The sequence below is a fragment of the Streptomyces sp. NPDC058534 genome (assembly GCF_042717365.1).
Taxonomy (GTDB): Bacteria; Actinomycetota; Actinomycetes; order Streptomycetales; family Streptomycetaceae; genus Streptomyces.
This window is the reverse complement of sequence record NZ_JBHXNW010000008.1, coordinates 131,581-153,069: the sequence shown is the minus strand read 5'-3', so window position 1 is coordinate 153,069 and position 21,489 is coordinate 131,581. Positions and strand designations below refer to the sequence as shown.

The 21,489-nt window shown below is 72.8% G+C and carries 21 protein-coding genes and 1 pseudogene; 10 read left to right on the top strand and 12 right to left on the bottom strand.

Going from position 1 to position 21,489, the window contains the following annotated elements; all coding sequences use genetic code 11:
* Nucleotides 1-6: 6 nt before the first annotated feature.
* A complete protein-coding gene (locus ACFWR9_RS07220) occupies nt 7-885 on the bottom strand; it encodes an MHYT domain-containing protein (RefSeq protein WP_383836813.1) in 879 nt (292 codons plus the stop codon).
* A 290-nt stretch (nt 886-1,175) separates the two neighbouring features.
* Here ACFWR9_RS07220 and ACFWR9_RS07215 point away from each other — a divergent pair, with 290 nt between their 5' ends.
* Entirely contained in the window at nt 1,176-2,069 is an 894-nt protein-coding gene (locus tag ACFWR9_RS07215) for a glycerophosphodiester phosphodiesterase (protein WP_383836810.1), read from the top strand.
* A gap of 79 nt (nt 2,070-2,148) precedes the next feature.
* Nucleotides 2,149-2,703 carry a methylated-DNA--[protein]-cysteine S-methyltransferase gene (locus ACFWR9_RS07210; protein ID WP_383836807.1) on the top strand — a complete coding sequence of 185 codons (555 nt, stop codon included), beginning with the start codon at nt 2,149-2,151 and terminating at the stop codon, nt 2,701-2,703.
* Between the two features lie 36 nt (nt 2,704-2,739).
* On the opposite strand, the gene ACFWR9_RS07205 is transcribed toward ACFWR9_RS07210, so the two are convergent.
* Nucleotides 2,740-3,168 (bottom strand): VOC family protein, encoded by a 429-nt coding sequence (locus ACFWR9_RS07205; RefSeq protein ID WP_383836804.1) that lies wholly within the window; start codon nt 3,166-3,168, stop codon nt 2,740-2,742.
* A gap of 136 nt (nt 3,169-3,304) precedes the next feature.
* Between ACFWR9_RS07205 and ACFWR9_RS07200 the strand changes: the two genes are divergently transcribed.
* Both ACFWR9_RS07200 and ACFWR9_RS07195 read left to right on the top strand, forming a co-directional pair.
* The gene (locus tag ACFWR9_RS07200; RefSeq protein WP_383836801.1) at nt 3,305-4,213 is read left to right on the top strand and encodes a pseudouridine-5'-phosphate glycosidase; all 909 of its coding nucleotides are present in this window, start codon (nt 3,305-3,307) and stop codon (nt 4,211-4,213) included.
* Nucleotides 4,210-5,127, top strand: coding sequence for a carbohydrate kinase family protein (locus ACFWR9_RS07195; RefSeq protein ID WP_383836798.1), 918 nt, complete (start codon nt 4,210-4,212; stop codon nt 5,125-5,127). The genes ACFWR9_RS07200 and ACFWR9_RS07195 overlap by 4 nt, the downstream gene beginning before the upstream one ends.
* A gap of 136 nt (nt 5,128-5,263) precedes the next feature.
* Here the strand turns inward: ACFWR9_RS07195 and ACFWR9_RS07190 are convergent, their stop codons facing one another.
* Nucleotides 5,264-6,058: a class I SAM-dependent methyltransferase gene (locus ACFWR9_RS07190; protein ID WP_383836795.1), complete on the bottom strand. Its 795-nt coding sequence runs from the start codon at nt 6,056-6,058 to the stop codon at nt 5,264-5,266.
* Nucleotides 6,059-6,294: 236 nt separating this feature from the next.
* Between ACFWR9_RS07190 and ACFWR9_RS07185 the strand changes: the two genes are divergently transcribed.
* Entirely contained in the window at nt 6,295-7,422 is a 1,128-nt protein-coding gene (locus tag ACFWR9_RS07185) for a magnesium and cobalt transport protein CorA (protein WP_383836792.1), read from the top strand.
* A 49-nt stretch (nt 7,423-7,471) separates the two neighbouring features.
* On the opposite strand, the gene ACFWR9_RS07180 is transcribed toward ACFWR9_RS07185, so the two are convergent.
* Together ACFWR9_RS07180 and ACFWR9_RS07175 are read right to left on the bottom strand one after the other, a co-directional pair.
* Nucleotides 7,472-7,768 carry a PPOX class F420-dependent oxidoreductase gene (locus ACFWR9_RS07180; RefSeq protein ID WP_383836789.1) on the bottom strand — a complete coding sequence of 99 codons (297 nt, stop codon included), beginning with the start codon at nt 7,766-7,768 and terminating at the stop codon, nt 7,472-7,474.
* Between the two features lie 211 nt (nt 7,769-7,979).
* Nucleotides 7,980-8,612, bottom strand: coding sequence for a uridine kinase (locus tag ACFWR9_RS07175; RefSeq protein ID WP_383836786.1), 633 nt, complete (start codon nt 8,610-8,612; stop codon nt 7,980-7,982).
* 163 nt (nt 8,613-8,775) lie between these two features.
* Between ACFWR9_RS07175 and ACFWR9_RS07170 the strand changes: the two genes are divergently transcribed.
* The gene (locus tag ACFWR9_RS07170; RefSeq protein ID WP_383836783.1) at nt 8,776-9,255 is read left to right on the top strand and encodes a DUF1772 domain-containing protein; all 480 of its coding nucleotides are present in this window, start codon (nt 8,776-8,778) and stop codon (nt 9,253-9,255) included.
* 157 nt (nt 9,256-9,412) lie between these two features.
* Nucleotides 9,413-10,903 carry a glutamate synthase subunit beta gene (locus tag ACFWR9_RS07165; RefSeq protein ID WP_383836780.1) on the top strand — a complete coding sequence of 497 codons (1,491 nt, stop codon included), beginning with the start codon at nt 9,413-9,415 and terminating at the stop codon, nt 10,901-10,903.
* 126 nt (nt 10,904-11,029) lie between these two features.
* Here the strand turns inward: ACFWR9_RS07165 and ACFWR9_RS07160 are convergent, their stop codons facing one another.
* On the bottom strand, nt 11,030-11,305 hold the full coding sequence (locus ACFWR9_RS07160; RefSeq protein ID WP_161330137.1) for a DUF397 domain-containing protein: 276 nt from the start codon (nt 11,303-11,305) through the stop codon (nt 11,030-11,032).
* Nucleotides 11,306-12,166: a helix-turn-helix transcriptional regulator gene (locus ACFWR9_RS07155; RefSeq protein WP_122615049.1), complete on the bottom strand. Its 861-nt coding sequence runs from the start codon at nt 12,164-12,166 to the stop codon at nt 11,306-11,308. It abuts the gene before it with no gap.
* A gap of 327 nt (nt 12,167-12,493) precedes the next feature.
* On the opposite strand from ACFWR9_RS07155, the gene ACFWR9_RS07150 reads away from it, so the two are divergent.
* From ACFWR9_RS07150 to ACFWR9_RS07140, 3 genes are all read left to right on the top strand, one after another.
* Nucleotides 12,494-13,156, top strand: a complete 663-nt coding sequence (locus tag ACFWR9_RS07150; RefSeq protein ID WP_383836775.1) for an ATP-binding protein — start codon at nt 12,494-12,496, stop codon at nt 13,154-13,156.
* On the top strand, nt 13,147-13,587 hold the full coding sequence (locus ACFWR9_RS07145) for a hypothetical protein (RefSeq protein ID WP_383836772.1): 441 nt from the start codon (nt 13,147-13,149) through the stop codon (nt 13,585-13,587). Before ACFWR9_RS07150 ends, ACFWR9_RS07145 begins: the two co-directional genes overlap by 10 nt.
* Before the next feature lie 311 nt (nt 13,588-13,898).
* The gene (locus tag ACFWR9_RS07140) at nt 13,899-15,764 is read left to right on the top strand and encodes an ABC transporter ATP-binding protein (RefSeq protein WP_383836865.1); all 1,866 of its coding nucleotides are present in this window, start codon (nt 13,899-13,901) and stop codon (nt 15,762-15,764) included.
* An 8-nt stretch (nt 15,765-15,772) separates the two neighbouring features.
* Here the strand turns inward: ACFWR9_RS07140 and ACFWR9_RS07135 are convergent.
* From ACFWR9_RS07135 to ACFWR9_RS07115, 5 genes and pseudogenes are all read right to left on the bottom strand, one after another.
* A pseudogene (locus tag ACFWR9_RS07135) lies at nt 15,773-15,955 on the bottom strand (hypothetical protein); the annotation flags it as partial.
* Between the two features lie 157 nt (nt 15,956-16,112).
* Nucleotides 16,113-16,802, bottom strand: coding sequence for a DUF899 domain-containing protein (locus ACFWR9_RS07130; RefSeq protein WP_383836769.1), 690 nt, complete (start codon nt 16,800-16,802; stop codon nt 16,113-16,115).
* A 112-nt stretch (nt 16,803-16,914) separates the two neighbouring features.
* Nucleotides 16,915-18,279: an amidohydrolase gene (locus ACFWR9_RS07125; RefSeq protein WP_383836766.1), complete on the bottom strand. Its 1,365-nt coding sequence runs from the start codon at nt 18,277-18,279 to the stop codon at nt 16,915-16,917.
* A gap of 52 nt (nt 18,280-18,331) precedes the next feature.
* Nucleotides 18,332-20,188 (bottom strand): FUSC family protein, encoded by a 1,857-nt coding sequence (locus ACFWR9_RS07120; protein WP_383836763.1) that lies wholly within the window; start codon nt 20,186-20,188, stop codon nt 18,332-18,334.
* A 506-nt stretch (nt 20,189-20,694) separates the two neighbouring features.
* Entirely contained in the window at nt 20,695-21,480 is a 786-nt protein-coding gene (locus ACFWR9_RS07115; protein ID WP_383836760.1) for a nucleotidyltransferase domain-containing protein, read from the bottom strand.
* Between the last annotated feature and the right edge of the window lie 9 nt (nt 21,481-21,489).

Sequence of the window (21,489 nt, the reverse complement as noted above, 5' to 3'; positions counted from 1 at the left end):
TCCGGATCAGCGGTTCTGCGGGGTGCGGGAGCGCCGGTGGACGAGGGGGCGGCGGAGGTGGCGGGCGGAGTGGTGTGCCGGCCGGCGGACCGTGCGCGGGATCTCGGTGTGGGCGGGGATGCCGGGCTTCCGCTCGACGGGGGGCGCGGCGGGCTTGCCCATGACCATCAGCGGGTCGAGCAGGACGACGACGCCGGCCAGGACGAGGAAGGCGAGGGGCCCGATCAGCATCGGGGCGAGGAGTTCGGCGGGCGATCCCCCGACGGTGGGCTCGGACGTGCCGCTGACATGGACGTCAAGGGCGGCCATGCCCGTGTAGTGCATGCCGGTGACGGCCAGACCCATGATCAGGGCGGCGCCCACGCTCCACAGGAAGCCCCGGACCTGTCCGGCCGCCCACAGTGAGGCGGTGGCGGCGGCCATGGCTATGACGACGGACGCGGACACGGTGAACGTGTTGTAGGTCAGCTGTCCGTCCAGGTGCATCCCGGCCATACCCAGGTAGTGCATCGAGGCGATCCCCAGGCCGGTGATGGTGCCTCCGGTGAACAGGGAGGTCCCGCGGGCTCCGCGGTAGCCGACGATGAAGATCCCGATCCCCACCATGACGACGGCGACGGCCAGGCTGGCGAAGGTCATCAGCCAGTCGTAGCGGATCGGCGTGTGTTCGATCGTGAACCCCATCATCGCGATGAAGTGCATGGTCCAGATGCCGGAGCCGATCGCCGCCGAGCCCAGGGCGAGCCAGCCGGGGCGCCAGGAACGGGTGACCAGCATGGCCCTGGTGGTGCAGCGCAGACCGAGGGCACCGCCGAGGCATGCCATGAGGTAGGCCACCAGCGGTGTGACGAGTCCGTAGTTGAATCCGTCGACCGTGCCATGCATCTGCGGCTGCCCTTCCGCCTTCTTGCGCCCCGGTGGAGTCCCGGATTCTCCTGATGTGCACCCTCTCGCGGGCCTGAGCGAACGACCGGGGCCGAGGCAGAGAGTATGACGTCCACCGGAATGGTCGAACGAATCTCCGGCAAAGAATCACGGGCTCGCCCCACTTGTGCCGCCCTGGTGAGCGTAGTTGAGCAACTCCATTCAGCCAGTGGCCATTCTGTACCCCTTTTCCGTTGTCCCTCCGGTGTCACAGTGGAGCTGTCCGTGATCGATCGACGCGAGGAGTACGCATGCACGTGCGCACAGTTGCCGTCACGACCACCGCGCTTCTGGGAGTCGCCCTGACGGCTCCCCTCTCGCACGCCCGGGCCACCGGGACCGGCGACGACGGGCCCACGGTCGTCGCGCACCGGGGCGCTTCCGCCTACGCGCCGGAGAACACGCTGGCCGCCGTCGACAAGGCGGCCGAGCTGGGCATCCGCTGGGTGGAGAACGACGTCCAGCGCACCAGGGACGGCGAACTCGTCGTCATGCACGACGACAACCTGCGGCGCACGACCGACGTGGAGGAGGTCTTCCCCGACCGGTCCCCCTGGAAGGTGAAGGACTTCACCGCCGCGGAGATCGCGCGGCTGGACGCGGGGAGCTGGTTCGGGCCCGAGTACGCGGGCGCGCGCGTGCCGACGCTGAAGCAGTACGTGGACCGTGTGGAGCACAACCACCAGAAGCTGCTGCTGGAGCTGAAGAGCCCCGGTCTGTACCCGGGCATCGAGCAGCAGACCCTCAAGGTGCTCGCCAACGAGGGCTGGCTCGACCGCCGCCATGTGGCCGGCCGGCTGGTGGTGCAGAGCTTCAGCGCGGACAGCATCCGGACGGTCCACGACCTCAAGCCGGCCGTCAAGACGGGTTTCCTCGGCACGCCTCTCGTATCGGACCTGCCCGAGTACGCCGAGTTCACCGATCAGATCAATCCCTCGCACGGCTCCCTCTCCATGACCTACGTGTCCTCGGTGCACGCGTTCAAGGGGCCGCACGGCAGGCGGATGGAGGTCTTCACCTGGACGGTGGACACCGCGGCCACCGCCCGGCTGGTGGCGGGGTACGGCGTCGACGGCATCATCACCAACAAGCCGGACGTGATACGGGACGCCGTCGGCGAGGACGCGGACTCGTCCGGACGCTGACCCCCTTCGTGCCCGGGACGGGCCGGCCGCGTCGGCCGCTGTCCCGGGCGTTGTCAGTGGCCGGCCGTACCGTGGGCGCATGGACAGCCATGGGCAGTACGAACAGCGGGTCGTGTGGACCGTCGTCGGCACCGACATCGGTCCGCTGATGCTGGCCGCCACCCGCGACGGCCTGGTCAACGTCGTGTTCCACGCCACCGACGCCGCCCGCGACCAGGCGCTCGAACGGCTCGCGGCCTGGCTGGGCACGGAGCCCGTCGAGGCGCCCGGCTCCCCGCTGCTGGCCGAGGCGATACGCCAGGTGGCGGCGTACTTCGCTTGCGGCAGGCAGGACTTCGACCTGCCGCTGGACTGGTCGCTGATCTCGGGCTTCAACCGGGAGGTACTGCGTGAGCTGGCCTCCGGCGTCCCTTACGGCTCGGTAGTCGGATACGGCGACCTGGCCGGCCGGGTGGGCCGGCCGGGCGCCGCCCAGGCGGTGGGCATGGCCATGGGGGCCAATCCGCTGCCGGTCGTCGTGCCCTGCCACCGCGTGGTGGAGAGCGACGGGGGCATCGGCGGGTTCGGCGGCGGGGTGGAGACCAAGCGGCGGTTGCTCGCGCTGGAGGGCGTGCTGCCCGAGCCGCTGTTCTGAGGGCCGGCTCCACCCTGGTGCCGGTGGCGGGCGGAGCTACTCGTAGTGCCTGGCCTCGATGATGTTGCCGTCCGGGTCGCCGAAGTAGAAGCTGCGCCGGGCCATGCCGCGGGCGCCGTAGGAGTCGTGGGCGAGCTCCGAGACCGGGACGGATTGCTCCTCCAGACGGGCCCGCAGTGCGTCGAAGTCGTGCGCGGGCAGGGACAGGCAGATGTGGTTGACGGGATGCCCCGCGCTCTCGTCGGCGCCGGGGACGACCCGCATGCGTGCCGCGAGGGAGTGCGGCGCGAGATCGAGGATGGTCTCTTCGTTGAGCCGCACGGAAGGGAAACTCACGCTTCCCGCGGCGTACTCGGTGAGCCGCAGGGGCTCCAGCCCCAGGTTCTTCTCGTAGAACCCGGCCGCGGCGACCGGGTCGCGGACCCAGAGCACCACGTGGTCGAGACGTGTCGTGTTGTCCGTCATGGTTCCCAGGCTGGTGCCCTCCCCCGGGACCCGCAAGAGGCCGACGCGGCCCCCTCGGGGGTTTGGCCCGGTCCGTCGCCCGCCAGGGATGAGGGAGACCGGAGCTGAGGGAGACCGTCGGACTGGAGGCAGGCGCGTGATGCTGGTGGTGTCGGAAGAGGTACGGACGGCGATCGACGCGCGTGAGCCCGTGGTGGCCCTGGAGTCCACGATCATCGCGCACGGGCTGCCACGCCCGCGCAATCTGCTGGTGGCCCGGGAGCTGGAGGAGACGGTACGTCGGGAGGGCGCCGTCCCGGCGACGATCGCCGTCCTGGACGGGCGGCCTCATGTGGGCCTCGACAAGGAGCAACTGGAGCGGGTCGCCAACGAGGACGGCATCCGCAAGCTGGGCCACCGGGACCTGCCGCTCGCGGTGGCGGCCGGCGCGAGCGGCGCGACCACCGTGTCGGCGACCGCGCTCTTGGCGGCTCTGGCGGGCGTACGGGTGTTCGCGACCGGTGGGCTGGGCGGCGTGCACCGGGAGTGGACGGTGACACAGGACGAGTCGGCCGACCTGGGCCTGCTGGCACGCACCCGGATCACGGTGGTGTGCGCGGGGGTGAAGTCCATCCTGGACGTGCCGGCGACCCTCCAGCGGCTGGAAACGCTCGGCGTCTCAGTGGCGGGCTACGGCACGGACCGCTTCCCCGGCTTCTACCTGTCCGACTCCGGGCACCCGGTGGACTGGACGCTGGACAGCCCGGAGCAGGTGGCCGCGGTCATGCGGGCGCAGGACACGCTGGACGGGCCGCGGTCCGCGTTCGTGGTCGCCAACCCCGTCCCCGAGGAGGAGCAGCTCGATCCCGCGCTGCACGCACGCGTGCTGGCCGACGCGCTGCGGGCGTGCGAGGCGGAGCACGTGACGGGCCAGGCGATCACACCGTTTCTCCTCGACCACCTGGTGCGCCACACCGACGGCTCGTCGCTGAGCGCCAATCTGGCGGCGGTGCGCGGAAACGTGCGGCTGGCGGCCCGTATCGCGACGGCCTGGGCCCGGGCATGACCGTGCGGCCGGACGGGGCGCTGCTGGTCGTCGGCGATGTCGTCACGGACGTGGTCGCCCGCCACCGGGGGCCGCTGGCCGCCGGTACCGACACGGGCGCCTCGATCCGTCGGCTGCCCGGCGGGGCGGGTGCCAACGTGGCCTGCTGGGCTGCCTGGGCGGGGCACGGGAACGTCCGGCTGCTGGGCCGGGTCGGCGCCGCCGCGGCCGGCTGGCACGAGCGGGAGCTGACGGCCTGTGGGGTGCGTCCGCTACTGGTGGTCGACGCGTCGGCGCCGACGGGGACGGTGATCTGCCTGGTCGACACGGGCGACTCGGCCGAGCGGACCTTCCTCACGGACAGCGGGGCTTCGTTGCGGATCGGGCCGGACGACTGGTCGGACGCGCTGCTCGACGGCGTCGCCCGACTGCACCTGTCGGGCTACCTCCTGTTCGCGGAACCGAGCCGCGCTCTGGTGTCGGTCGCCCTGGCCGCGGCACGCGCGCGTGGGGTGCCGGTCAGCCTGGACCCGGCCTCTGCGGGGTTCCTCGCCGGGCTGGGCGTCGACCGTTTCCTGGGTCTGGTCGAGGGGGTGGACATCCTGCTGCCGAGCCGCGACGAGGCGTGCTTGCTCACCGGGCTGCCCGACACCGCGGACGCGGCGGCGAAGCTGAGCCGGCACGTTCCGCTGGTGATCGCCAAGCAGGGGGCGGAGGGGGCCCTGGTGGCCCGGGCCGGCGCCGTGTGCGCCCGGGTCCCCGCCGCCCCGGCGTCGCCGCGGGACAGTACGGGCGCCGGTGACGCCTTCACCGGCGCGTTCCTCGCCGCGCTGCTCGCGGGCGCGACGCCCGAGGAGGCGGCGGCCGTGGGGTGCCGGGCGGGAGCGACGGCGGTCGAACGGGTGGGCGGGAGACCTCCACGGGCGGCCGGCTGATGGGCGGCGGACAGCAGGCGGGTACGATTGCGGGCGCTCCGTGCCGTGAGCTGGTCTGGCCCGGACACACGGGCCGCCGGGGCCGACAGGGCTGACTGGGCTGACTGGGGGCGTCGGGGCCGCCGGTCGGTGCTCCCTACGCCTTGCGTCCCCACGCCGAGATCATCGGGGCCGTCGCCAGGTCCATGCCGCCGGACGCGACGTTGGCGAGATGCCGGTCGATGTCCTCGTGGGTGGCCACTCCCCCGCTGACCAGCTCGTCGCGGATCTGACGGACGGTCGCCGACTCCAGGGCGGCGCACGCGGGCGAGGTGACCGGGAAGTAGGCGTCGGCCTCCACGCGGCGCAGTCCGGCCTCCCGGAGCAGGCGCGGCAGCCGGCGACCGTAGGAGAGGTCGGCGCCGCGGCGGGACAGCAGCTGGCGGAAACCCTGCCGGAGGCCGTTCGCCAGCTGCTGCTCGGGGCCGTGCTCGTCGGGGCAGAGCAGGGGCTGCAAGGCGGGATCGGCGTCCTCGACCAGGAGGCGGCCACCGGGACGCAGGGCCCTGACCATCGACAGCAACGCCTGCTCCCGGTCCGGGACGTGGACAAGCACGAGCCTCGCGTGCACAAGGTCGAACCCCTCCCCCGGCGGTTCCTGCGCGCCCACGTCGTGCACGCGCACTTCGACCGGCGGGCGCCCGGCCGGAGCGACCCGCGAGGTGTCGATGTCCGTCGCGAGGACCCTGCCGGTCGCCCCGACCTTCTTGGCCAGCCACGACACCACGGAGGTTCCGCCGGCTCCGACCTCCCAGCAGCGCCAGCCGGGTCCGACGCCGAGCGTTTCGAGGTGCCGGAACGTGGTGGGGTCGAAGAGCTTGGCGAAGGCGTCGAAGCGCTCCGCAGCCTCGGCCTGCCGGTTGTCGAGGAGGTATCCGTCGGTTCGCGTCATGCCGCGATCATCCCAGTCGTCCGGCTTGCCGGAAGGGGGCGACGCTCCGGCGCGAGGGCCCCGGACGGCCGACCGGGGCGGCTCCGGCGGCGTGCGGCCGACAGCTCGTCCACAGCCGGGAAGGAAGCGGAATGCTCCGTTTCCACAGGCCCGTCCGGCGTTCGCGCAGGACTGGCAAACTGGCCTGCCAAGGCGCGGGAAGCACGGCGCGAGGGGACCCACGCGAGGAGATTCGGATGACCATGGCAGGGAATCTGCGGAAGGTCACCGGCCTGGGAAAGGTCGGTGGCCTGCGGAAGGTGGCACAGCTGGGCCGCCGTCGACGACGGGTGGATCTGAGCCACCCGGCTCGCTCCCCGCTGGGTTCCTCGGTGGTGAACTGCGTGACCTACCGGGACGGTGTCCGCACCCCCGAGGGCGGCGATCCGGTCGACGTGGTGGCCAGGATGCGCAAGCGCGGAGCGGGTTTCGTCTGGCTCGGCCTGCACGAGCCGACGGACCAGGAGTTCGCCGGCGTCGCGGAGCTGTTCGATCTGCACCCGCTGGCGGTGGAGGACGCGATCGAGGCCCACCAGCGGCCGAAGGTGGAGCGGTACGGCGAGACGCTCTTCGCCGTGTTCAAGACCGTCTGCTACGTGGAGCACGAGGAGCTCACGGCCACGAGCGAGGTGGTGAGCACCGGCGAGATCATGGTGTTCGTCGGCCAGGACTTCGTGATCACCGTACGCCACGGACGGCACGGCTCCCTGGGTCCGCTGCGCGAGGAGCTGGAGTCCGATTGCGCGCAGCTCGCCAAGGGGCCGTCGGCGGTGCTGCACGCGATCGCGGACCACGTGGTGGACGACTTCCTGACCGTCATCGATTCGGTCCAGGCGGACGTCGACCATGTGGAGACGGAGGTGTTCGCGGAGAACGGCGCGCGGGTCGACCCGGGGCGGATCTACCAGCTCAAGCGTGAACTGCTCGAACTGAGGCGGGCCGTGGTACCGCTCAGCCGGCCGCTGGAGGAGCTGGCCACGCGGCCGTTCCGCGTGGTCGACCAGGAGATACAGGCGTACTTCCGTGACGTCTCCGACCACCTGCTGCGGGCCACCGAGCAGATCGCAGCGTTCGACGAGCTGCTCAACTCCATCCTCCAGGCGCACCTCGCCCGCGTGACGGTCGCGCAGAACGAGGACATGCGGAAGATCACCGCCTGGGCCGCGATCGTCGCCGTCCCCACGATGGTCTGCGGGGTGTACGGCATGAACTTCGACCACATGCCCGAGCTGCGCTGGCGGTACGGCTACGGCATGGTCATCGGGGTGATAGCGGTCGCCTGCCTGGCGTTGCACCGCGGCTTCCGGCGCAACGGCTGGCTCTGAGGGCGGACCGAGCGGTTCAGGCATCGAGCGGTTCAGGCACCGAGCGGTTTCAGGCAGAGAAGCTCACGATCTTCCGTGGCACGACGCGGATGATCACACGGGTCTCCTCGTCTCTCTCCGCCGGCGGGTCGATGCCGAGGTACTTGTGCGAGAGATCGCGCGGAAGTCTCTTCCCCTCGTCGGGGACGATCTCGGCGGTACCGCGGATCTCCACTGAGGTGTACGGGTTGGCGAGGTCGTAGACCGACAGGCTGATGCGCGGATCGCGGCGGAGGTTGCGCACCTTCTGCCGTTCGTCCACGGAGGAGAAGAGCACCGTGTCGCCCTCGCGTTTGATCCAGACCACGGAGTTCTGCGGGGCGCCGTCGGGGCCGAGCGTGGCGACGAGGCGAAGTTCTTGCCGTCCAGGAGGGCGCGGACCGGCTCGTCGAAGGAGGGGGCGGAGCTGCGGGCGTCGTGGTGACGGCGGCATTGCCGGAGTGAGTCGTCATACCGACAGGGTAGTTACATGCATGCACATATAAAAGCGCATGGGAAGAACTGACGCTCCGAACGGGTCAGCCGCTCCACGCGGGATGCCGTGGATCGTCGGCCCGCACCAGGACGTCGGCGGTGCCGGCGGGGTCGGTCTCCTCTTCGTAGCGCTCGAGGGCGGGCAGGGTCCACTGCTCGGTCTCCGCGGTCCGGCGGCGCAGCGCTCCGGGGGTGAGGACGAGATGGACGCTCAGATCGAGGGGGAACCAGTGACGCAGCAGGAAAGGGCCGTGCAACAGCAGCGCGCCGCCGGGAGGCAGTTGGACACGGGGACTGCGGGTGGCGCGGTCGGTGACGGGGTCCCACAGGTCGGGCAGGGCCCGCCCGTTCCCCTCGGGCCCGAGGGGGTCGAAGACCTCGCGCCACAGGGCACCGATGTCGTACCAGCCGTTGTAGTAGGACTCGGTGTCCCGGTGCCCGTACTCCAGGCGCAGCGAGGCGGGGCGCAGGAAGCCCTCCGTCCCGACGACGAGGGAGGGTCGGCCGCGGACGCGCAGTGCCTCGGAGACCCGTTCGGCGAGGTCGCCGGGGCGGGCGGCCGGAGCGCCGTCGAGGGCGACGCGGGTCCAGGCGCTGCCGTCCGCGGGTTCGAGGTCGAGCAGGCGCTCGGCGAGCTGGTCGCCGAGCCGGTCCCAGGTGATCGCTTCCAGTCGCACCCGCCCATGATGCGTCACTCGCCGGTGCGCCCGCTTGGACGCTCGCGCATGGGCGGGCGCGGGCCGGCCATGGTCACCGCGCCCGCGCGGCGGTTGACTTGGGGTGACCGACGGCGGACGGCGCCGGGCGGGCGACCGCTCGACGGGTGGGAGTTGACACGACATGATCGACGGACCGTACTTCGTGCTGACGGTGCTGGGTGTACTCGGGACCGGTCTGACGGCCGGTGTGTTCTGCGCCTTCTCGACCTTCGTCATGCCGGGGCTGGCCGCGCTGCCGCCGGCGCAGGGGATCGCCGCGATGAACTCGATCAACAAGGCCGCGGTGCGGCCGGCCTTCATGGCGGTGTTTCTCGGGACGGCAGTGCTGGCCGCGGTGATCGCCGTGGTGACGTTCGTGCTGTGGCCGGAGGAGGCCGCGGTGGAGCTGCTGCTGGGCAGCGCGCTGTATCTGATCGGGTCGTTCGGGGTGACCGCGGCCGCCAATGTGCCGCGCAACACCGCCCTGCTCGAAGTGGAGCCGGGCTCCGCGCGGGCGGCCGACCGGTGGACCTCGTACGTGCGCGAGTGGACGGCGTGGAACCACGTCCGCACGATCGCCTCGGCCGCGGCGGCGGTGGCCTACGTGCTCGCCCTGCGCTGAGGGAGCGGGCGCCGCCGCGGCGCGGGCGCGGCGGGAGGGTGAAGGGCGTGCGGCACTCTGCGTCCGGAGCGGGCCGGACGTATCGTGGGGCGCAAGAGCGCCGCCCCGAACGCAGAGCGCCGCACGGCCAGCCACCCCGCACGCAAGGGAGAGGGCCATGGCCGATCCGAAGGGTTTCCTGACGACACCCCGCGAGGAGTGGCCCCGCAGGCCGGCCGGGGAGCGGGTTCAGGACTGGGACGAGGTATACGTCCCGGGCGCGTTGCTGCCGATCGTCGGCGCGCAGGCCGACCGCTGCATGGACTGCGGCGTCCCCTTCTGCCACGAGGCCTGTCCGCTGGGCAACCTGATCCCGGACTGGAACGACCTGGTGTCCCGGTCGGACTGGCGGGCGGCGAGCGAGCGGCTGCACGCCACGAACAACTTCCCCGAGTTCACCGGCCGGTTGTGCCCCGCGCCGTGCGAGGCGGGCTGTGTCCTCGCCATCAACCAGCCGGCCGTGACCATCAAGAACGTCGAATGCGCGATCGCCGACCGGGCCTGGGAGGAGGGCTTCACCCCGCCACGACCGCCGGACCGGCTGTCCGGGAGGACGGTGGCGGTGATCGGCTCGGGACCCGCCGGCCTCGCGGCGGCGCAGCAGCTGACCCGGGCCGGGCACACGGTGGCGGTGTTCGAACGGGACGACCGGATCGGGGGGCTGATGCGGTACGGCATCCCCGCGTTCAAGATGGAGAAGCGGCACCTGGAGCGGCGCATCGAGCAGATGCGGGCGGAGGGGACGAAGTTCCGGACGTCGACCGCGGTCGGCCGGGACGTGGGCGCCGCGGAGCTGCGGAGCCGTTACGACGCCGTGGTGGTCGCCACCGGGGCGACCACTTGGCGCGAGCTGCCCGTGCCCGGGCGGGAGCTGGCGGGGATCCATCAGGCGATGGAGTACCTGCCGCTGGCCAACCGGGTGTGCGAGGGAGACCTGGAGCGCTCCCCGCTGTCCGCCGCGGGGAAGCACGTCGTCATCGTCGGCGGTGGCGACACCGGCGCGGACTGTCTGGGCACGGCGGTGCGGGACCGGGCGGCGTCCGTGACCCAGCTGGACATCTACGCGCAGCCGGGCGTGGAACGGGACGAGGAGGCGGAGCCCTGGCCGGTCTATCCGCGGCTCTACCGGCTGTCGGTGGCGCACGAGGAGGCACGCGAGCTGCGGTCCGCGCCGGCGGCGGACGCGGACGCGCGGCTGTTCGCGGCGTCCACGCTCCGCTTCACCGGGGACGACGAGGGGCATGTGCGGTCGCTGCACCTGGTCGGAGTGGACGCGGGGCGCCGTCCGCTGCCCGGTACCGAGCGCTCGCTCCCCGTGGACCTGGTCCTGCTCGCCCTCGGTTTCTCGGGGCCGGACCGGGAGGACGGGCTGGTCGAGGGGCTGGGGCTGGAGTTGGAGTCCCGCGGCACGATCGCCCGGGACCGGGACTTCGCGACCGGCGTCCCGGGGGTGTTCGCCGCGGGGGACGCGGCGCGCGGGCAGTCGCTCATCGTGTGGGCGATCGCGGAGGGACGGGCGGTGGCGGCGGCCGTCGACCGCCACCTGTCCGGCGGCCGCACTCGGCTCCCCGCCCCGGTGGGGCCCTACGACCGGCCGATGAAGGTCTGACCGGCCCGCCGGGGACGGGCCGCGAAAGGTGATCAGGTCAGGTCAGGTCAGGTCAGGTCAGGTCAGGTCAGGTCAGGTCAGGTCAGTGCCAACAAGCTTAAGAGCAACAAAAACAAGACACGCGTCTCAGGACAGCAGGAAGTCCGCCTCTCCCGCCTTCGCTCCTTCGATGAAGGCCGTCATCTCCGCGGAGGTGTAGATCAGCGCCGGCCCCTCCGGGTCGGTGGACTGCCGGACCGCGATCCGTCCGTCGGCGAGCTTCATTGCCTCCAGGCAGTTGCCTCCGTTGCCGCCGCTCCAGGGCTTGTGCCAGCCCTCGCTGCCCAGCTCGCCGGCGGGCATGCCGTTGTAGATCCGCTCACCGCGGGTCCGTGGCGAGCGCTGGGGTTTGATGCGGTTCATTCACAGCTCCTTGCGGAGATCCCGGAGGATCTCCTTCGTGCGATGTGCCGTGGCGGCCTGCGCCGCCATGCGGTCCATGACCTCGAGATGGGTCGCCACCTCGGCGCGCGCGTCCAGATAGACGGCGCCGGTCAGGTACTCGCTGTAGACCATGTCCGGCAGTTCCGGCATGGCGAATCGGAACAGCACGAAGGGCCCGTAGGTGCCGGGGTGCGGCCCGTTGGAGAACGGGGCGACCTGCAGCGTCACGTTGGGCAGCTTCGTGGCCTCGAGCAACCTGTCGATCTGGGCACGCATCACCTCCGGGCCCCCGACGGGGCGGCGCAGCGCGGTCTCGTCCATCACGACCCACAGCCGGGGCGCGTCCTTGCGGGTGAGCAGTTCCTGGCGTTGCATGCGCAGGTCGACATGGCGCTCGATGTCGTCGGGCCTGGTCTGCCCGATGGCGCCCGAGCGCAGCACGCCACGCGCGTAGTCCTCGGTCTGCAGCACTCCCGGGACGAAGTGCGGCTCGTAGGAGCGGATCAGGGCGGCGGCGCCCTCCAGGCTGACGTACAGCGAGAACCAGCCGGGCAGGATGTCGTGGAAGCGCTGCCACCACCCGGGCTTGTTGGCGTCCTCGGCCAGCCGCACGAAGGCTTCGGCCTCCTCGTCCCCGACGCCGTAGGCCTTCAGCAGGAGCTGGAGGTACGGGATCTTGAGGGCGACCTCGGCCATCTCCATCCGGCGGACGGTGGCGGGGGCGACACGCAGGATGCGGGCGGCTTCCTCACGCTTGAGGCCCGCGCGTTCCCGCAGGTCCAGCAGGCGTCGGCCGAGTACGACCTGGCCGACCGTCGGCGCGGACCGCGGCTCACTCACCGCCCACCTCCTGAAGAGTCCCTAAGAGTCCTTGCGTCCCTGTGCCCTGGCGCCTGTGGCCCTGGTGCCTGTGCCCTGGCGCCTGCGCCTGGTGCCTGCGCCCTGGCGCCTGTGCCCTGGCGCCTGCGCCTGGTGCCTGCGCCTGGTGCGGACAGCCCGGCGGCGCCATCCGAAGACCTGTTCGAAAACCGGTGCAGGCCTTCGACAGACTGAAGTGGCGCCGCTCGACGTGCTGTTGCGAGCAGTGTGCCACGGCCGTCCAGAACGTCACACAGCACTCTGCATTTTTCAGAGTGACACTTGCCAAGTGTTCACGGCGGGGCGATAGTGGCAAGCGTGATTCCGTCCGCGCCCTTAGGAACAGACGCCACCGCGGGCTCCCTGGGCCTCGGTGCCGCCATGGGAGCCGGCCCTTCGGGGACCGCAGCCGCCGAGCGCCGGTTCCGTTTCGAACTGGCCGCACATCCGAGTTCCCCCGCGCAGGCGAGACGCCTGACCCGGGCTCGGCTGAACGGCTGGTCGGTGTGCCAGGACACCTGCGACACCGCGGCCCTGGTCGTCTCCGAGCTGGTGACCAACGCGATCGTGCACACCGCGAGCCGGCACATAGTCTGCGAGCTGCACGACGGGGACGAACTGGTCCGCATAGCCGTGCGCGACGAGGGCTGCGCTCCCGGCCAGCCCCACCCCGCGGACGATCAGCAGCCCGAGGACGAGCACGGCAGAGGACTGCTTCTCGTCGACGCCCTGTGCGACGCGTGGGGCGCCCACGAGCACGGCCCCGGACTCCTGGTCTGGGCGGAGCTGCCGCGCAAGGCCGACGGACCGCGCGACCCGTCGGAGCCCCGCAACGACCTCGGCTGGGGCGCCCGCCCGAAGCCCGGACCCGCCGACGACACGGGCGACGAGGGCGAGGCGGAGGGACACCGTCGGAAGTCGCCCCGCGGCACGGGTACCGAGTGGCGCGGAACGGGGACCGAATGGCTGTGAGGGCCGCATCCGGCATCCGACCGCTCGGTCTGGACACGATGGTCCGCCTCCAGCGCGGACGACGCGCCCCCGGGACACCCCTGCGACTCCCCGTGCCGGACGGCATGACGGTCCCGCTGGGCTGCGACGCGGTGGCGGTACCCGCCGACCTCGGCCAACAGGTGCTGCCGCGGCTGCCGCGCGTCGGGTGCGTCTACGCCGATGAGACGCACTGGTGGTGGATCGTTCCGTCCGACTCCGACTACGCCCTGGAGTGGCCCGCGCCCGCGCGCTACGCCACCGGAGCGGTCGTCCCGGACACCGCAGGTGTCCCCGGCCTCATATATCGCCCGGACGGCACGGTCCCGTACACCCCGCCGATCCCGCTCTACCTGGCGCTGTGCAGGCTGACGAACACGACGCCCACCTGGTCACGGTCGGTCAACGCGTAGGCGCCGCCGCGCACCGCCGACCCGTCCCACGCCCTTCCGCCCCGCCCCGCACGCCCGCACGAACCGTTCCGGGCCCCGGCCGCTTCGCCCCGCGCGCCCCCTTCCGGCTCCCCCGGGTCGGGCGTGCGCCCGCGCGCTCCGCCCTCCCCCTCCCGCGCCCTGCCCCCGGGCGTCCCGCCCCGCGATAGTGGCCGTCCGTCCACGATCGGGGGAGGCCGACGGTGCGCAGGAAGGGCGGCACGGAACCTGCCGGGGTGTCCGGGGTGTCGGAGTCGGAGCGGCTGCTCTTCGGCGGCCCCCTGCGCTACGACATGGGCTGGAACCAGCACGCCGACGCGTTCCTGGAGCTGGGCTTTCGCGCGATGCTGACCCGGCTGCCGTCCCTGCTGGCGTCCAGCCTCCGGCTCGCCCGGCAGGCCGACCCGCAGGCGGCGCGGACGGTGCTCGCGGCGGAGGTGGGCCGGGGCCTGGCTCAGGCGGTCAGTCTGCTCGCGGTCAACAGCGTGCTGGCCGGGCTGATGGCCGCCGGTCCGATCGAGGAGCGGCTGCGCGGGACCGTCCCCGCGCTGGTCACGGTGGCCGCGGTGATGCTGGTCGCGGCGCTGCTGCGGGCGGCGTCGACGTACGCGACCGGGCGGCTGGAGCCGAAGGTCGAGCGGGTGGCCACCGAGCGGTATCTGGAGCGGGCGGCGGCCGTGGAGCTGTCCGCGATCGAGGACCACGCCTTCCACAAGCTCCTGGACACCGCCCAGTACGGCGCGGCCTCCGCGCGGCGCATGATCTCCTACGGCACGCGCGTGGTGAACGCGATGATCTCGCTGATCGCGGCGGCCGGCGTCCTGACCGTGCTGCACCCGGCGCTGCTGCCGCTGCTGGTGACGATGACGCTGCCGAGCGCCTGGAGCGCGCTGACCCTGGCCCGTCGCCGGTACGAGTCCTTCCACGCCTGGGTGCAGCACGAGCGGGCGGGGCGGCTGCTGGGCAGTCTGCTGATCGAACCGGCCGCGGCCCCCGAGATCCGGGTGCACTCGGTGGGCCCCTTCCTGCTGCGGCACTTCCGCGCGATGTCGGAGACCGCGGAGGCCGAGCAGGCCAGGCTGGCCCGGCTGGCGGCCCGTACGGGGCTGATCGCGTCGGCCTGGACGGGGGTGGCGACGGCCGCGACGTACGCGACGCTCGGCGGGCTGCTGATGGGCGGCGCGATGGCCCTGTCGGTGGCGGGCACCGCCGTGATCGCCATCCGCACCGGCTCGCAGAGCCTCGGCACCCTGGTTGTCGAGGTCAACGCGCTGCACGAGGAGGCCCTGTTCGTCGGCGACCTGGAACGGCTGCACGTGGAGGCGGCCGACAGGGCCATCCCGCTGGGCGGCGCCGCGCTCCCCGACGACCCCAAGGAGATCCGCTTCGAGCACGTCACGTTCAGTTATCCGGGCGACGCGACCCGCCCGGCGCTCGACGACGTGACGCTCTCCCTGCCGCTGGGCCGGATCGTGGCCCTCGTCGGCGAGAACGGCTCGGGCAAGACCACGCTGGTCAAGCTGCTCGCGGGCCTCTACACGCCGGACCGGGGCCGCGTCACCTGGGACGGTGTCGACGCGGCGACGGCGGACCGGCACGCGCTCGCCGAACGCGTCGCGATGGTGGCCCAGGACTTCAAGCGCTGGCCGTTCACCGCGCGGGTGAACGTCGCCGTGGGCCGCTCCTCGGTGCCCCTGGGCGACGACCGCGTGGCCGACGCGGTCGCCGAGGCCGGCGCCGAGGACGTGGTCGCGGATCTGCCGCGCGGCCTGGACACCCTGCTGGCCCGCAATTTCAGCGGGGGGCACGAGCTGTCCGGCGGCCAGTGGCAGCGGGTCGGGATCGCGCGGGCGGCGTACCGGCAGGGCCGCATCCTCATCGTCGACGAACCGACGGCGGCCCTGGACGCCCGCGCCGAGCTGGAGGTCTTCGAGAAGATCCGCGCCCTGGCCGGGAGCGGACAGACCGTCGTCCTCATCACCCACCGGCTGGCCTCCGTGCGCCACGCGGACCTGGTGCACGTCCTCGACCAGGGCAGGCTGGTGGAGTCCGGGACCCCGGACGAGCTGCTGGCCACCGGCGGGGTCTACGCGGAGCTGTACTCGCTCCAGGCGGAACAGTTCACGAAGGCGCCCGTACCGGCCCCGGATGCGGGCTGACCCGGGGAGGCCGCCGCGTCACCCGCGACGCCGGCGCCGCGCACCACGACCAGGAACATGTCCGTGGCGAGGTCCATGACGACTTCGGCGGGCTGGCCCTCCAGCCGCCGCGCCTGTGCGAACTCCTCCGCCGGCCAGGATCCTCGCGGTCCGCCTGCGGGAAAGCGTTCGAGCACTGTTCGCCCGTTCACTCCGCACCTCCATGTAGCGCTGTACTCGTAGAGAGTGAAACGCCAACCATGGAGCGAAAGCCTCGCGCGGTGATGGTACTGAGACATAGTTGACACTCGTTCACCGCAAAGTGTGAGCCGTGACGCGGCCGTTCGGCCGTTTCCGCTACGGGGCGTCTCAGTCCTCGTACTCGTCGTGGTAGCGGACTCCCTCACTGCCCGCGGGCGCGCCGAGAGCCGTCGCGCGCCCCTCCGGTTTCTCCCACGGCTCCTGCCGGCCGAGCGCGGTCAGGTCGAGCAGGCTGGTGGTGGAGCCGAGCCCGTCGAGGCCGCGCTCGTACGTCGAGTAGGTGTGGAAGACCCGCTCGCGGTCGCGCAGGAAGCAGCTGAGGCCCGGCCGCTCGACCAGCTCGCCCTCGTGTTCGAGGGTGACCTCGAAGTCGGCGTTGAAGTCGCTGACGTACGACGAGTACCAGGGCAGCGTCCAGCCCATCCGCGCCTTGAACGGAAGGATCTTCGGGTACGGCGCCCGGGAGACGGCGGCGAAGGACGTACCGCGGGCCCTCAGGTGCGCGAGGTGGCCGATCTGGTCCAGGAACGCCGAGCAGCTGCGGCAGCCGGCGTCCCAATCGGGCGCGAACATGAAGTGGTAGGCGACGAGCTGGTCGCGGCCCTCGAAGAGGTCGAGGAGGGTGGCCTTTCCGTCGCCGCCCTCGAACACGTACTCCTTGTCGACCTCCACCATGGGCAGCCCGCGCCGTTCGGCGCCCAGGGCGTCACGCGCGCGGGTGGCCGCCTTCTCCTTGGCCAGTAAGGCCGCGCGTGCCGCGCGCCAGTCCGCGCGGGTCACGATCTCGGGCAGCGACATGGCTCCAGCTCCTCCATTGCGACGGACCGTCGAAGGATGGTGACCGCCGGGAGGAGAAGAACTCATCGCGGCTCGGAGAACTTTCTTTTCCGGGCCGCCGCGCGGATGCGGTTCAGGTGTCGTACTCCTGGACGCGCCGGCCGTGACCGCGGCCGGTCAGGGCGGGCAGCCGCTCCTCCAACTCCCGCACCACGGCGGGCACGTCGAGGGTGAGCAGCACGCGGTCCCGCATGAGGACGCGGCCGTCGACGATCGTCGTGCGCACGTCGGCGGAGCGGGCGCTGTGCACCAGGGTGGCGGCGAGGTCGTGCACGGGCTGCGTGTGCGGTCCGGTGAGGTCGACCAGGATCAGGTCGGCTCGCAGGCCCGGCGCGATGCGGCCGACGGTGCCGGCCAGCCCGACCGCGTGGGCGCTCTGCAGGGTGGCGTGGTGGAGGGCCTGACGGGAGGTCAGCCAGCGGGGGTCGCCCTCGGTGGACTTCTGGATCAGGGACGTGAGCGCCATCGACTCCCACACGTCGAGGGAGTTGTTGGAGGCCGCGCCGTCCGTGGCGAGGCCCACGGGGACGCCGATGTCGCGCAGGGCACGCACCGGGGTGGTGTCCGGCCAGGCGAACTTGAGGTAGCCGCGGGGTGCGGTCGCCACGGCCGTACGGCCCTCCGCGCGTGCGAGGAGCGGCAGATCGTCCTCGGTGATGCCGGTGCCGTGCGCGACGAGCACGTCGGTGCCGAGGATGCCGGTGCGCTCCAGGACCTGGATCGGGGTGACCCCGTGCCGGGCGAGGCTGGTGTCGGTCTGGTCGCGGTTCTCGGCGGCGTGGAGGTGCACGGGCAGTCCGTGGTCGCGGGCGAGTGCGGCGGTGGCGGCGAGGTCGGCGTCGGTCACCGTGTAGGGGGCGTGCGGGGCGAGGGCGGTGGTGATCCTGCCGTCGGCGGAGCCCCGGTGCCGCAACGCGAACTCCAGTGACGCCTCCCGCCCCTCCGGGCCCTGCGAGGAGAAGTACGCCTGTCCCAGCTGCGCCCGCATCCCGCACGCGGCGACGACGTCGGCGACGGCGTCCATGGAGAAGTAGCTGTCCGCGAAGGTCGTCACCCCCGCGCGGATCATCTCGGCGCAGGCCAGCCGGGCCCCCAGCGTCACGTCGCGTTCGGTGAGGTTGGACTCGACGGGCCAGACGACGTCGTTGAACCACTCCTCGGTGGGCAGGTCCTCGGCGAGGCCCCGCAGGGCGACCATCGGCGCGTGCGTGTGGCAGTTGACCAGCCCGGGGAGGGCGACCTGGCCGCGGGCGTCGATGCGGTCGGCGGCGGCCAGGCCGGCCACGGCGGCGGCGGTCGTCACGGAGTCGACGACTCCGTCTCGTACGACGATCGCGGCGTTCTCCTCGAAGCCGATCCGCTCCTGGTCGTCGTGGACGAGGACGGTGCAGCCGGTGATGACGAGATCCGCGGGCTTCCCGTGCGAAGAAGGCGTCATCACGCCAACCTACGGGGCGGGCGCCGCTACGGCACGGGTCCGCCGGGGAGGCTCACCCCGCGAGCGGCAGTTCGGGGCGGTCGCCGCCCACGCGCCCGCGCCGCTGGGCGAGTTCGTCGCCCAGCTCGGCGAGCCGGGCGGTGTGGCGGGGCGTGAGCCGGCCGGTGTCGTCGAGGTGGACGGCGCAGGCGGTGGTGGTGTCGACAAGCCGTTCGAGGACCGCGGCGACCTCGTCCGTGCCCTCGGAGTGGCGGGCCAGGGCGGGCAGTTCGGCGGCGGCGCGGTCGATGGCGGCGCGGGCCTCGGCGAGCGTGCGGTACGCCTCGCGGCGCAGCGTCCACCGGGTAGCGCGGTCGCCGGTCCCGCTCAGTACGTGCGCGAGGTAGGCCTGTGCGGCGGCGTCGGCGGCCCCGATCCGGGCCCGTACGCCGCCACCCCGTTGTCCCGGCATCGGCAGATGCCCGACGACCAGCACGATCGCACAGGCCAGCAGCGTCTCCCCGATGCGGCCGGCGGAGGCCTGGGGTTCGCCGCCCACCATGACCAGGGCGAGGACGAGGACGGTGACGACGGTGGTCTGGGCGGCGAAGTGCCGTGCGGCGACCGGCACCAGGGCACCGCATACGGCGACGAGCGCGACCAGCCCCTCGGGCCGGGGCAGTACGGCCGCGAACCCGGCGAACAGCAGCGCCCCGAGGACAGTACCGGCCGCCCGGCACAGTACCCGGGACACGAGCGGACCGAGGTCGGGCTTGACGAGGAAGACGGCGGTGGCGGGCAGCCAGTACCAGTGCTGGTGGGCCCCGTACCAGTGGCCGTGGTGCAGCGCCTGGGCGACGGCGGCACTGGCCCCGAAGCACAGGCCGACCCGCAGCCCGTACTCCCGCCCGCCGGCCCCGAGGACGTCGCGGGCGAGGGCGGCGGCCGACCGCCTGCGAGTGTGCAGGTCCGTGCCCCTGCCCAGGTCGAAGGCGACCGCGGCGTGCAGGAGGGCGTCGTCCAGGGCGCGCAGGGCGGGGTCGGTGCGGTGGGGTGCGGGCAGTGGCCCGGCGTGGGCGTTACCGCGTACGGCGGCCGCGAGCCGCCGGGGTCCTTCCGCGGCCCGGGCGGGCACGGGCCGCTCGGCCCACGCGAGCGCGGTCGCGGCTTCGCCGAGGGGCAGCGCGGCCGCGTACTGGGCGTGCAGCCGCCGTTCGGCCGCGGTGGAGGCGCGGCGCCGCAGCCGGGGTCCGGCGAGCGCGTCCTGGGCGTGGTCGAGGGCGGCGGTGAGTGCGGCCCGGCGGGCCACGGCGTGCTCGGTTCCGACCGCGTCCAGCAGCGCGGCCACGGCGTCGTACACGTCGGCGACGGCCGCGCGCTCCCCGTCGAAGCGGAAGCCGCCGGTCAGGGACCCGGGCGTGGGCAGGACCAGCCGCAGCAGGAGCAGCCATCCGGCGCCGGCGAGGAAGGCCAGCACGGTCTGCCACCCGGGGCCGGGCAACGGCATCCCGGCGCCCACCGCACTGCCGACCAGCAGCTGCGCCCCGGTCTGGGACGCCACGGGCCCGACGGCACTGACGCCTCCCGCGACCAGCCCGAGCCCGGTCAGCACCAGGGTCAGCACAACGGCGCCCAGATGCTGTCCGGCGTACGTCCCGACGAGCAGCCCGACCGCGCCCGCGAGCGTGGGTACGCCGATCCGCCGCACGGACGCACGGCGACTGCCCGGCCGGTCGTTGATGCCGGCCAGCATGGCGGCGATCGCGGCGACGACCCCGAGGGAGGCCCGGTCGGCGACCAGGGCGGTGATCAGCAGCGGCCCACCGGCCAGCGCACCGCGCGTGACCGCGTTCCAGGGCACGGGGCCGCGCTGGGCGTTCAGAGCATGGGCGAGCCACGGCGGGAGCACGCGGGCGGCGGTGCGGAACAAGGGGCGCGGCCTCCTGTCGTCCGGTCGAGGGCGGTGGCGAGCCTTCGGGCGACGGTGGCCGGGCTGGGCGGTGCGCTGTCAAGCGTACGACGGAATGTCGCGGGCGCGGAAACGGGACTGTTTCCGGGGGATGACCGCGACCGTCGGCGCCTACGCCAAGCCCACGAGGGAGGCAAGGGCCCTGCCCTCGCTGCGAGCAACGCCGTTGGCGGAGCTCAGCCGTTGTGGGACCCCAGCGGCTCCAGGTCGTTGAAGTGAAGGGGGCTGGTGCTGATGCTCGGCGTGGCGGCGGGCGGCGGGCGGCGCATCCCCCGTGAACAGGCCCGTATCCGCGCGGCGGTGGAGCGGGCCTGCCCCGCCACCTCTGCCCGCCTCGACGGACGACAACTCCGAGCCACTGGTCGGCCCATGAGTGGACGGGGTGCCGGGGCGGCGGGACTCCGGCTTCCTGCTACGGCCTGCGGGGCAGGCTTGTTCGCCTCAGGCCGACTTGATGTCCGAAGGTCTCAGCGCGCCTCCAGGGCGACGCGCAGGAGCGTCTCGGCGTGCGCCACCGAGCGGGTCAGGGAGCGCGGCTCCGGCGTCAGCTCGGCGACCAGTTCGTCGATCCCGCCCAGCCCGGCGCGCTCGACGATGCCCTTCTCGTTGGTGACCCACTCCCCCCGTGCCGCCAGCACCGCGTGTGCCGTCTGGGTCGTGGCGAGGGCGATGGCGCCGGCGACCTGGGTGACGGCGCGCTTGGGGGCGTGGCCGGTGCCGGCGTAGGCGAGGGTAGCCCTGGCCGCGCCGTGCCAGTGGTCGGGGGCGGTGGCGCGCAGGGCGTCGGGGTAGGCGGGGCGGGGCAGGTCGCCGCGCAGCACCCGGTTGATCGCCAGCTCCGCGACCACCAGGTACGTCGGGATGCCCGCCAGGTGGAACATCAGCGGCTCGACGCCGAAGCGGCCCGCCTCCGCCTCCGTCACCTGGTGCTCGACCACGTCGAGGTCGCGGTAGTGCACGTCTACGCGGCGCCCGTCGATCGTCAGCCAGGCGCCGCCGTTGAAGACGCCGCCGCCCCAGGCACCGATCTCCGAGACCTCACCGGCCCAGCCGAGGGCGCGGAGGTCGTCGGGGGCGAAACCGCCCCGGTAGTAGACCGCCATGTCCCAGTCGCTGTCGGGCCCGTGCGTGCCCTGCGCCCGGGAGCCGCCGAGGGTGACCGCCCGGACGGTGGGCAGGGCGGCGAGCCGGTCGGCGGTGGTGTCGAGGAACGCCTCGTCCGTGGGATCCGTGGGGTCCGTGAGGGAGGGCACTGCGGTGGG

What these genes read in the sequence shown, in the direction of transcription:
- ACFWR9_RS07220 (WP_383836813.1), bottom strand. Translation starts at nt 885, where the DNA reads ATGCATGGCACGGTCGACGGATTCAACTACGGACTCGTCACACCGCTG.
- ACFWR9_RS07215 (WP_383836810.1), top strand. Translation starts at nt 1,176, where the DNA reads ATGCACGTGCGCACAGTTGCCGTCACGACCACCGCGCTTCTGGGAGTC.
- ACFWR9_RS07210 (WP_383836807.1), top strand. Translation starts at nt 2,149, where the DNA reads ATGGACAGCCATGGGCAGTACGAACAGCGGGTCGTGTGGACCGTCGTC.
- ACFWR9_RS07205 (WP_383836804.1), bottom strand. Translation starts at nt 3,168, where the DNA reads ATGACGGACAACACGACACGTCTCGACCACGTGGTGCTCTGGGTCCGC.
- ACFWR9_RS07195 (WP_383836798.1), top strand. Translation starts at nt 4,210, where the DNA reads ATGACCGTGCGGCCGGACGGGGCGCTGCTGGTCGTCGGCGATGTCGTC.
- ACFWR9_RS07190 (WP_383836795.1), bottom strand. Translation starts at nt 6,058, where the DNA reads ATGACGCGAACCGACGGATACCTCCTCGACAACCGGCAGGCCGAGGCT.
- ACFWR9_RS07185 (WP_383836792.1), top strand. Translation starts at nt 6,295, where the DNA reads ATGACCATGGCAGGGAATCTGCGGAAGGTCACCGGCCTGGGAAAGGTC.
- ACFWR9_RS07170 (WP_383836783.1), top strand. Translation starts at nt 8,776, where the DNA reads ATGATCGACGGACCGTACTTCGTGCTGACGGTGCTGGGTGTACTCGGG.
- ACFWR9_RS07165 (WP_383836780.1), top strand. Translation starts at nt 9,413, where the DNA reads ATGGCCGATCCGAAGGGTTTCCTGACGACACCCCGCGAGGAGTGGCCC.
- ACFWR9_RS07160 (WP_161330137.1), bottom strand. Translation starts at nt 11,305, where the DNA reads ATGAACCGCATCAAACCCCAGCGCTCGCCACGGACCCGCGGTGAGCGG.
- ACFWR9_RS07145 (WP_383836772.1), top strand. Translation starts at nt 13,147, where the DNA reads ATGGCTGTGAGGGCCGCATCCGGCATCCGACCGCTCGGTCTGGACACG.
- ACFWR9_RS07140 (WP_383836865.1), top strand. Translation starts at nt 13,899, where the DNA reads ATGGGCTGGAACCAGCACGCCGACGCGTTCCTGGAGCTGGGCTTTCGC.
- ACFWR9_RS07130 (WP_383836769.1), bottom strand. Translation starts at nt 16,802, where the DNA reads ATGTCGCTGCCCGAGATCGTGACCCGCGCGGACTGGCGCGCGGCACGC.
- ACFWR9_RS07125 (WP_383836766.1), bottom strand. Translation starts at nt 18,279, where the DNA reads ATGACGCCTTCTTCGCACGGGAAGCCCGCGGATCTCGTCATCACCGGC.